The organism is Mycobacterium sp. NPDC003449, from assembly GCF_053588415.1.
The window spans coordinates 1-9,821 of sequence record NZ_JBSFPX010000233.1 but is presented as its reverse complement, the minus strand read 5'-3'; the positions used below and the strand labels follow the sequence as shown (position 1 = coordinate 9,821).

The 9,821-nt window shown below is 71.2% G+C and carries 11 protein-coding genes and 1 pseudogene; 6 read left to right on the top strand and 6 right to left on the bottom strand.

Annotated elements, in window-relative coordinates:
- A pseudogene (locus ACWDTP_RS34415) lies at positions 1 to 439 on the bottom strand (HNH endonuclease); the annotation flags it as partial.
- Positions 440 to 476: 37 nt separating this feature from the next.
- Positions 477 to 2,030, bottom strand: a complete 1,554-nt coding sequence (locus tag ACWDTP_RS34410; RefSeq protein WP_450027703.1) for an FAD-dependent oxidoreductase — start codon at positions 2,028 to 2,030, stop codon at positions 477 to 479.
- A 47-nt stretch (positions 2,031 to 2,077) separates the two neighbouring features.
- Here ACWDTP_RS34410 and ACWDTP_RS34405 point away from each other — a divergent pair, with 47 nt between their 5' ends.
- Positions 2,078 to 2,659, top strand: coding sequence for a helix-turn-helix domain-containing protein (locus tag ACWDTP_RS34405; protein WP_450027702.1), 582 nt, complete (start codon positions 2,078 to 2,080; stop codon positions 2,657 to 2,659).
- Position 2,660: 1 nt separating this feature from the next.
- On the opposite strand, the gene ACWDTP_RS34400 is transcribed toward ACWDTP_RS34405, so the two are convergent.
- The 4 genes from ACWDTP_RS34400 to cobC are packed head-to-tail and all read right to left on the bottom strand — an operon-like array spanning position 2,661 to position 6,648.
- Entirely contained in the window at positions 2,661 to 3,752 is a 1,092-nt protein-coding gene (locus ACWDTP_RS34400; RefSeq protein ID WP_450027701.1) for a bifunctional RNase H/acid phosphatase, read from the bottom strand.
- Entirely contained in the window at positions 3,749 to 4,477 is a 729-nt protein-coding gene (locus ACWDTP_RS34395; RefSeq protein WP_450027700.1) for a zinc ribbon domain-containing protein, read from the bottom strand. The genes ACWDTP_RS34400 and ACWDTP_RS34395 overlap by 4 nt, the downstream gene beginning before the upstream one ends.
- Positions 4,478 to 4,492: 15 nt before the next feature.
- A complete protein-coding gene (locus ACWDTP_RS34390; protein ID WP_450027699.1) occupies positions 4,493 to 5,617 on the bottom strand; it encodes a Nif3-like dinuclear metal center hexameric protein in 1,125 nt (374 codons plus the stop codon).
- On the bottom strand, positions 5,614 to 6,648 hold the full coding sequence (cobC, locus tag ACWDTP_RS34385; protein WP_450027698.1) for an Rv2231c family pyridoxal phosphate-dependent protein CobC: 1,035 nt from the start codon (positions 6,646 to 6,648) through the stop codon (positions 5,614 to 5,616). Before cobC ends, ACWDTP_RS34390 begins: the two co-directional genes overlap by 4 nt.
- 79 nt (positions 6,649 to 6,727) lie before the next feature.
- On the opposite strand from cobC, the gene ACWDTP_RS34380 reads away from it, so the two are divergent.
- The 5 genes from ACWDTP_RS34380 to ACWDTP_RS34360 all read left to right on the top strand — a co-directional run.
- Positions 6,728 to 7,396, top strand: a complete 669-nt coding sequence (locus tag ACWDTP_RS34380; protein ID WP_450027697.1) for an HAD-IA family hydrolase — start codon at positions 6,728 to 6,730, stop codon at positions 7,394 to 7,396.
- Complete coding sequence (locus tag ACWDTP_RS34375) at positions 7,389 to 7,889, top strand: low molecular weight protein-tyrosine-phosphatase (protein WP_450027696.1); 501 nt, start codon at positions 7,389 to 7,391, stop codon at positions 7,887 to 7,889. The genes ACWDTP_RS34380 and ACWDTP_RS34375 overlap by 8 nt, the downstream gene beginning before the upstream one ends.
- A 4-nt stretch (positions 7,890 to 7,893) precedes the next feature.
- Positions 7,894 to 8,712, top strand: a complete 819-nt coding sequence (locus ACWDTP_RS34370; protein WP_450027695.1) for an SURF1 family cytochrome oxidase biogenesis protein — start codon at positions 7,894 to 7,896, stop codon at positions 8,710 to 8,712.
- 58 nt (positions 8,713 to 8,770) lie between these two features.
- On the top strand, positions 8,771 to 9,598 hold the full coding sequence (locus ACWDTP_RS34365; protein ID WP_450027694.1) for an oxygenase MpaB family protein: 828 nt from the start codon (positions 8,771 to 8,773) through the stop codon (positions 9,596 to 9,598).
- 14 nt (positions 9,599 to 9,612) lie between these two features.
- Positions 9,613 to 9,821, top strand: a 209-nt coding sequence (locus tag ACWDTP_RS34360; protein WP_450027693.1) for a VOC family protein, incomplete at its 3' end; no start/stop codon positions are given.

The window sequence follows — 9,821 nt, the reverse complement described above, 5'->3', positions numbered from 1 at the left end:
CGTCCCCCATCCCGTCGAGTTCGGCCAGCTCGGCACACATCTCGGCATCCAGCGTGCGCCGATCCTCCACCTGCAGACAGGCCGATTCCCGCACGATCACCGTGGCCCGCCACTCCGAGAGCGCCCCGCACTCCAGTGCCGCCAACGTATGGGGCATCTCGTACACCAGGGCCTTGGCGAACCCCAGATGCCGGCCCCCCACCGTCGGGGCCTCACGCCGGGCCAACGCCACCTCCGAGGCCACCCCGCGCCCCCGCTTCGCCGCGGGCACCCCCGCCGCGGTCTCCTGTGCGCGCCGCTTGGCCTCCAACAAGGCCGCACACCGGGCCTGCCCGGCCGCCGCGGCCGCCTTCGCCCGCTCCAACTCGGCGATCCGGGCCACCAGCTGCGCCTCGTCATCGCCCGGGCTGACCTGCGCCAAACCCGCCACATCGAACATACGGGCGACTATGCCAGAAGGGTACGACAAGCCGCGTCTACCGCAGCCGGCGCAGCACGATCACATTGTCGATCAGGGTGCCGGACTGCCCGTCCGGCCCGGTCGCCTCCCGTTCGTCCTGCCCGACCCGGACCTTCTCCCAGTCCGCGTCGGACAGAGCGAGCGCGGCCAGCACCTCGTCGGCACCGGGGAACGCGAACTTCCGGACGTGTTCGGGGGCCCACGGCGGCGCCGCCCCATGGTCGACGACGACCAGCAGCCCACCCGCTGCCACGGCCTCGGCCGCGCGGCGCAACAGATCCGTCCGATCCAGGAAGATCGGCGACTGCAGAAACTGCGCCGAGACCAGATCGAAGCGGCCCTCGGGCAGGCTCTCGGCGAAGTCATGGCGCTCGAAGTTGATCCGCTCGGACACGCCACGTGTGCGCGCCTCCCCGGCGGCGCGCTGCAGTGCGGTCTCCGAGACGTCGGCTGCCGTCACCTGCCAACCGTTTTCGGCGAGCCAGACCGCGTCGCCGCCCTCGCCGCAGCCGAGGTCGAGCGCCCGGCCCGCGGTCAGATCGGCGGCCACATTCGCCAGGGCCGCGTTCACCCGCCCACTCCAAATCCGGCCGCGCTGCCCGTAGTGGCGTTCCCAGTACTGGCTGGTGACGGCCGCATGGGACGGCCACGGCGGCACCGGAAGTCCGACATCCTCGGCGAGCAGGCTCTGCACCACCGCGGCGCCGGCCTGGCTGCCCGAGGCGATCGCGGCCGCCACCTGGGGCATCTGGCCGCTCAGATCGCCGGCGGCGAACAGCCCTGGCACCGAGGTGCGCCCGAATCCGTCGACCACCAGAGCGTCGACGGCGATCGGTCCCGGCGCCGAGACGGCGCCCAGCGCACCGGCCAGCGGTGAACGCTGGTGCAGCGTGCTGGCCACGAGTGCCGCGCGCCGCTCCAGCCGGGTGCCGTCGGTGAACTCCACGGCCGTCAGTTCCCGGTCCTGCGCGACGAATCGGGCGATCGGCCGGTCATCGACACCGATGCCCGCCGCGTCGAGTTGTTTGAGCTGCGCTTCGTCCAGCTCACCGGCACCGTCGGTGAGCACCACCAGGTCATCGGTCCAGCCCCGCATCAGCAGCGCGGAATGCACCGCGCGCTCGCCGTTGGCGACCACCGCGACCGGAGCGTCGCGCACCTCCCACCCGTGGCAGAAGGGGCAGTGGAACACCGAACGGCCCCACAGTGTTTCGAGTCCGGGAAGGTTGGGCGTCCGGTACTCCATGCCCGCGGCCAGCAGCACGGTCCTGGCCCGCTCCCTGGTCCCGTCCGCCAGTTCGAGCTCGAAACCCGGCTCACCGGACACGATTTCACCGCTGCGCAGCTCGACGGTCGGATACGCCGCCAGTTCCGCGCGGCCCGCCGCGTAGAAATCGGCGGGCGCCCGGCCGTCGCTGCCGAGCAGGCCACCGATACCGGATGCGGCCAGGTTGCTCGGCTCACCGGCGTCGACGAGCAGTACCCGGCGCCGCGCCCGGCCCAGCACGAGGGCCGCGCTCAGGCCCGCCGCGCCGCCGCCGACGATGATGCTGTCCCATATGTTGTCCATGGCATCGAGCTTGCCGACCGATCGGGAAACTGCCAAGCTGATTTGCCATGCAGGCAAGAACGACCACGGAGGTCGATGTCGACGCCCTGGTCCGGCGGCGGCTGCGCGAGCTGAGAAACGAGCGCGGCCTCACCCTGGAGGATGTCGCGACCCGCGCCCAGATCGACGTGTCGACGTTGAGCCGGCTGGAGTCCGGTAAACGCAGGCTCGCCCTCGATCACCTGCCCCGGCTGGCGACGGCCCTGTCGGTGAGCACCGACGAGCTGCTGCGCACACCCGAGGTCGAGGATCCGCGGGTCAGGGGCAGCTCACACACCCATCACGACATCACCTTCTGGCCGCTCACCCGCAGCGGACCGGCCGGCGGCCTGCACGCGTTCAAGATCCGGATCAGTGCGCGGCGCCGCAAACCACCGGCCGAGTTTCCGGTGCACGAGGGCCGGGACTGGATGTACGTGCTGTCCGGGCAGCTGCGGCTGATCCTCGGCGAGCAAGACTTCGTCGTCAAACCCGGTGAGGCCGTGGAGTTCTCGACCTGGACGCCGCACTGGTTCGGGGTCGTCGACGGCCCGGTCGAGGCGATCACGATCTTCGGTGCCCACGGTGAACAACTCCACCTGCACACCTGAGCTACAGATAGGCGGTCTGATTCACCAGCCGCACCGAGGATCCGCCGTCGGCATAGAACTCCGCGATCGACAGCGAGGCCAGATCCAGGTGCAGCCGGTACAGGATGCCCTCGCCGGCGTCCAGCGCCAGCCGCAGTAGCGTCTTGATCGGCGTGACATGCGAGACCACCAGCACGGTCGCCGCACCGTGTTCGGCGATGATCCGGTCGCGGGCCCGGCGCACCCGCTGGGTGACGGCGTCGAAGCTCTCCCCGTCCGGCGGCTCGACACTGGTGTCGCGCAGCCAGCGCCGGTGCAGTTCCGGATCGCGCTGCGCCGCCTCGGCGAACGTCAACCCTTCCCACGCACCGAAATCCGTCTCGATCAGATCCTCGTCGACCGTGACGTCGAGACCGAGCGCCTTCGCCGCGGCGGCGGCGGTGTCATAGGCCCGCTGCAGCGGTGAGGTGACGACCGCGGCCACGCCGCCGTGCTGCTGGCCGAGATAGCGCGCGGCGGCATCGGCCTGGCGCAGGCCCTCCTCGGTCAGCGCCGGGTTGCCCCGGCCCGAATAGCGCCGGTGCACCGACAACTCGGTCTGGCCGTGACGCAGCAGCAGAAACCGGGTGGGTGCGCCGACCGCGCCGGTCCACCCCGGGGCGGTGGGTTTTTCGACGACGGGCTTCTCGACGGCGGGCCCGTCGTCCGCCTCGGCGGCGGCATCCATGGCCTCGTTCGCCAGCCGGTCGGCGTGGCTGTTGCGGGCCCGCGGAATCCAGCCGTAGCTGATCCGGTCGAAGCCTGCCGCCAGCGCCGCGGCCCGGCGCTGCAGCTCGACCAGGTCGGGGTGCTTGACCCGCCAGCGGCCCGACATCTGTTCGATCACCAACTTGGAGTCCATCGACACCGCGACCTCGGCCGCCCCCTGCGCGGTGGCCGCCTCCAGGCCGGCGATCAGGCCGTGGTACTCCGCGACGTTGTTGGTGGCCCGGCCGATGGATTCCTTGCGCTCGGCGAGCACGGTGCCGTGATCCGCGGTGAACACCACCGCGCCGTATCCCGCAGGGCCCGGATTGCCCCGTGATCCGCCGTCGGCCTCGACGAGCACCTTCACGGCGTGACCCGCAACAGGATCGCGCCGCATTCCGGGCAGCGCAGCACATCGTCGTCGGCGGCCGCCGCGATCCGGGCGATCTCGCCGCGGTCGATCTCGATCCGGCACGCCCCGCAGCGGCGGCCCTGCAGCAGTCCGGCGCCGGCGCCACCGCGGGTCCGCTGCCGCTCGTAGAGCCCGACCAGTTCGGCGTCGATCTCGGCCACCAGCGCATCGCGCCGGGCCCCGCACTGGTGGCGCGACTGGTCGATGGTGACCAGCGCGGCGTCCCTGGCCTGCTGCGCCTCGCTCAGCCTGATCTGCAGTTCGTCGATGCGGCCCAGCGCATCGGCCTGCTGGCCGAGCAGTTCCTCGCGACGCTCCATCACCTCGAGCAGGGAGTCCTCCAGGCTGGTCTGACGCCGCTGCAGGGTTTCCAGCTCGTGCTGGATGTCGGTGACCTGCTTGGCCCCGACGGTGCCGCCGTCGAGCAACGCCCGGTCGCGGTCCTCGCGCTGGCGCACCCCGTCGATCTCGGTCTCGAACTTGGCCACCTGTGCGCCAAGATCCTCCAGGGCGATTCCGAGCGCGGCCAGCTGATCGTTGGCGGCGCCGTGTTCGGCCTGGGCCTCGTCGAGCGCCTGCTGCTCGGCCAGATGCTTGGCCCGGTGCTCGATGCGCCCGAGCTCGGCGTCCACCTCGGTCAGTTCGAGCAATGACCGTTGTTGGGCTACTTCGGCTTTCATATTTTCGGGAGCTCCCTACCCTCGAGTCTCGATGTTCCACGGATCGGTGCGCACGGTGCTGACCCGCACCGGCAGCGCGTCACCGAATTGACCGCGCAACACATCGGCCGCCTGCGCGCACCACGGGAACTCGCTGGCCCAGTGTGCCACGTCGACCAGCGCCACCTCCGAGGCCCGGCGGTGCTCATCGGCGGGGTGGTGGCGCAGGTCGGCGGTCACATAGGCCTGCACCCCGGCGCCCGACACCGCGCCAAGCAGTGAATCCCCCGCTCCCCCGCATACCGCCACCCGCGACACCATGGCCTCGGATTCACCGCTGGCCCGCACCCCCCAGGACGTCGCGGGCAGCGCCGCACCCACCCGGGAAACGAACGCCGACAGCGGTTCCGGCCGGTCCAGTGCCCCGACCCGGCCGATGCCGACATCGCCGGGGATCGGCGCCAACGCGATGATGTCGAACGCCGGCTCCTCATAGGGGTGTGCGGCGCGCATGGCGGCCAGGATCCCCGCGCGCAGCCGCGCGAGCGCGATCACCTCGACCCGGTCCTCGGCCACCTGTTCGACGCTGCCCACCGCACCGATGGCCGGCGACGCCCCGTCGTGCGGCAGGAACTGACCGGTGCCGGCAACGCTCCAACTGCACTGTGAGTAGTCGCCGATGCGCCCGGCACCCGCGGCGAACAGGGCCGCCCGCACGGCTCCGGCGTCGGCGCCCGGCACGAACACCACCCACTTGTCCAGATCCGGGCCCGCCGCCACCGGTGACAGCACACCCTCGACCCGCAGCCCGATGGCCTGGGCCAACGCATCGGATACCCCCGGCGCCGCCGAGTCGGCGTTGGTGTGGGCGGTGAACAACGCCCGGCCGGTCCGGATCAGCCGATGGATCAGGGCGCCCTTGGCGGTGTCGGCCGCGACGGTGTCGACCCCACGCAGCAGCAGTGGGTGGTGGGCCAGCAGCAGCCCGCGGTCGCCGACCTCGGCGATCACGCCTTCGGTGGCGTCGACCGCGACGGTCACCGATTCGATCGGCTCGTCGGGGTCCCCGCACACCAGGCCGACCGAATCCCAGTCCTGCGCCAGCCCCTGCGGGTAGGCCGCGTCGAGCACGGCGATGATGTCGGCCAGTTTCACGCTCATGGCAGCACCTCCGTCAACGCCTCGATGAGCACCGGCCACTCCGCACGCACCGCGGCCCGCAGGTGGTTTGGGTGCAGGCCCACGAAGGTATCGCAGCGGCGGACCGCAATGCCCTTGGTTTCCAGATGTTTTCGCGTCAACTCGGCGTCGGGTACGCCGAACAGGACGAACGGCGCCGCCCCGGCCACCACGTCGACGCCGAGCACGTCCAGCGCCGCGGCCATCTCGGCCCGCAGGGCGGCCAGCCGGTGCGCGCCGGCCTCGGCCTCGACGACCGCCTCGGGGGTGCTGACGGCGGCGATGGCCTCCAGTTGCAGGGTGCCCAACGGCCAGTGCGGCCGCGGTGCGACGAGCCGGTCGAGCAGCTGCGGGGCGCCCAGCGCGTACCCGACCCGCAAGCCGGCCAGCGACCAGGTCTTGGTGAGGCTGCGCAGCACCAGCACGTCGGGCGGCGCGGCACCGGCCAGCGACTGCCCTTCGCCAGGAATCGCATCGGCGAACGCCTCGTCGACCACCACCAGCCGGCCCGGCCTGCGCAGCGCCAGGATGTCGTCGCGGGTGTGCAGCACACCGGTCGGATTGGTCGGGTTGCCCACGATCACCAGATCGGCCTCGTCGGGTACCGCGACACCCGCCAGCGTGTACGGCGGCGCCAGCACCGCGTGGTGCACCGGTACCCCGGCCGTGGTCAGGACGGCCTCCGGTTCGGTGAACGACGGGGCGACCAGCGCCGCGAGCCGCGGCGCAAGCGCCGCCACCAGGGAAAATCCCTCGGCCCCACCGGCCAGCAGCGCCACCTGGTTCTCATCGCGGCCGTGCCGCGCCGCGACGGCCGTCACGGCGCGCCGATGGTCCGCAGCGCTGGGGTATCGCCCCAGGTCAGACAGCCGGGCGGCCAGCCGTTCGGTCAGCCAGGCCGGCGGTGCGCCGGCGCGGACGTTGACCGCGAAGTCCAGCATGCCCGGCAATGCGGCCTGGTCTCCGTGGTAGCGGGCGCCGGCACGGGTCCGGCCGAAGGTTGGGCTCGGCACAGCACGACAGTAATGGTCACCACGGGCCGGCCGGGCGGGCATCGACGGGGCCGCGACCGCGATCGGGGAGAATGGGCACGTGACCGACACGCTGGAGCTCACCCGACCGCAACTGGTGCTGTTCGACCTCGACGGCACCCTGACCGACTCGGCGGCCGGAATCGTGGCCAGTTTCCGCCATGCGCTGACCGAGATCGGTGCGGCCGTACCGGACGGGGACCTGGCCGGGCGCATCGTGGGCCCGCCGATGCACCACACCCTGCACGCGATGGGCCTCGGAGACCGGGCCGACGCCGCGGTCGCCGCCTACCGCGCCGATTACACGAGCCGCGGCTGGGCGATGAACAGCCTGTTCGACGGCATTCCCGCGCTGCTGGCCGATCTGCACTCGGCCGGGGTCCGGCTCGCGGTGGCCACCTCGAAGGCCGAGCCGACCGCGCAGCGCATCCTGGAGCACTTCGGCATGGCCGGCTACTTCGACGTGATCGCGGGCGCCAGTCCGGACGGCACCCGCGCGAGCAAGGCCGACGTGGTGGCCCGGGCCCTGGCCGCACTGAGTCCGCTGCCCGAGCGGGTCCTCATGGTCGGCGACCGGATACACGATGTCGAGGGCGCCGCCGAACACGGCATCGACACTGTGGTGGTGGGCTGGGGCTACGGCGGCGCGGATTTCGCCGGGCCGACGCCCGGTACCACCCCGACCCATGTGGCCACCGTCGAGGCGCTGCGCGGGGTGCTCGGTGTCTGACCCGTTGCACGTCACATTCGTCTGTTCGGGCAACATCTGCCGGTCGCCGATGGCGGAGAAGATGTTCGCCCATCAGATCGGCGAGCGCGGACTGGGCGGTGCGGTCCGGGTGAGCAGCGCGGGTACCGGAAGTTGGCACACCGGTGAGGGCGCCGACCGGCGCGCGTGCCAGGTGCTGGCCGGGCACGGCTACCCGACCAGCCACCGCGCCGCCCAGCTCGACGACGACCACCTGGCCGCGGATCTGGTGATCGCGCTGGGCCGCAACCACGTCCGGATTCTGCGCGATCTCGGTGTCGAATCCGACCGGCTGCGGATGCTGCGGTCGTTCGACCCGCGGTCGGGCGCCCACGCATCCGACGTCGAGGATCCCTATTACGGCACCCACGACGATTTCGAGGACGTGTTCACCGTGATCGAGGCGGCCCTGCCCGGCCTGCACGACTGGGTCGACGAGGCGCTGGCCGCGCGGGGAATCCTCGAGGGGTCGTAGTCCGATGCGGCGCTTGACCTTTCTGCTCCGGCCACAGTGGCTGGCCCTGATCGTGGTGGTGATCGCCTTCGCCTACCTGTGTTTCACCGTGCTGGCGCCGTGGCAGCTCGGCAAGAACACCAAGACCTCGCGGGAGAACAACCAGATCACCGATTCGCTGACCGCCGACCCGGTCCCGGTGACCAGCGTGCTGCCACAACAGGATTCGGCTGCACCCGATGACCAGTGGCGTCGGGTGACCGCGACCGGACACTACCTTCCCGAGGCCCAGGTGCTGGCCCGGTTGCGGGTCATCGACAGCGATCCGGCGTTCGAGGTGCTGACCCCGTTCGCCGTCGACGGCGGCCCGGTGCTGCTCGTCGACCGCGGCTATGTGCGCCCGGTCCAGGGGTCGGGGGTTCCGCCGATCGACGCGCCACCGACCGGGTCGGTGACGGTCACGGCACGGCTGCGCGACTCCGAGGCGGTCGCCACGGGCAAGGAGCCGTTCCGCACCGACGGTGTGCAGCAGGTGTATTCGATCAGCACCAGCCAGATCGCGTCGGTGACCGGGGTGCCGCTGGCCGGTTCGTATCTGCAGCTGGTGGACGATCAGCCCGGCGGACTCGGGGTGATCCCACTGCCCCGCCTCGATGCCGGGCCGTTCCTGTCCTACGGCATCCAGTGGATCGCCTTCGGCATCGTGGCACCGATCGGGCTGGGTTATTTCGTATACGCCGAGATCAGCCAACGCAGGCGGGAGCGGGCGGCCAAACCGGCCCGCCCCGCGGCCGAGCTCACGCCGGAGGAGAAACTCGCCGACCGCTACGGCCGGCGCCGCTGAGCTGCCAAGGCGGTACCACCCCTTTGGCGACGCCGCGGGAGATGGTCTACTCGAAGGTATGAGGTTGGGTCCCCCACGGCGGCCGCGGCGGGTAACCGATCTGCTCAACCCGGCGGCGGCGCTGCTGCCAGCGGCCAATGTGATCATGCAGCTGTCCGCGCCGGGCGTCGGGTACGGGGTGCTCGAAAGCCCGGTGGACAGCGGCAACGTGTACAAACACCCGTTCAAGCGGGCCCGCACCACCGGAACCTATCTGGCCGCGGCAACGCTCGGCACCGATGCCGACCGGGCCCTGATCCGCGAGCAGGTCGACCGGGTACACGCCATGGTGCGCTCCACCCCGTCGAGCGCGGTGTCCTACAACGCGTTTGATCCACGTCTGCAGCTGTGGGTGGCGGCCTGCCTGTACCGCTACTACGTCGATATGCACGAATTCCTCTACGGTCCACTCGACGGGGCCTCGGCCGATGCGGTCTACGCCGATGCCCGCACCCTCGGCACCACCCTGCAGGTCCGCGACGACATGTGGCCCGCCGACCGGGCCGCGTTCGACGCCTACTGGCAGCAGTCGATGCGGGATCTGCGGATCGACCCACCGGTACGCGAGCACCTGCACGGGGTCGCCGCGATGGCGTTCCTACCCGCACCGCTGCGGCTGCTGGCCGGACGGTTCAATCTGTTCGCTACCACCGGCTTTCTGCCCGAGCAGTTCCGCGGCCAGATGAAGCTGCCCTGGACGCCCGAGCAGCAACGCCGGTTCGAGTGGCTGCTCACCGGACTGCGGATCGCCGATCGGGTGATACCGCGCGAGGTCTGGCGGTTCGGCTATCAGCTCTACCTGTGGGACATGCGGGCCAGGCACAATCGGGGTCTGCGCGTCGTCTGAAATCGGAGGCAATCATGGCATTTCCGGCACTCAACCATGTCGCGGTCACGGTGCGTGACCTCGCCGTCAGCGGGCCGTGGTACCGCGCACTCCTGGACGCCGATCCGGTGCTCGACGAACGCACCGACGCCGGTTTCCACCACCTGGTGTGGCTGCTCGACGGCGGCACCCTGTTCGGGATTCACCAGCACGACACCGCGGGCGCCGACGAACCGTTCAGCGA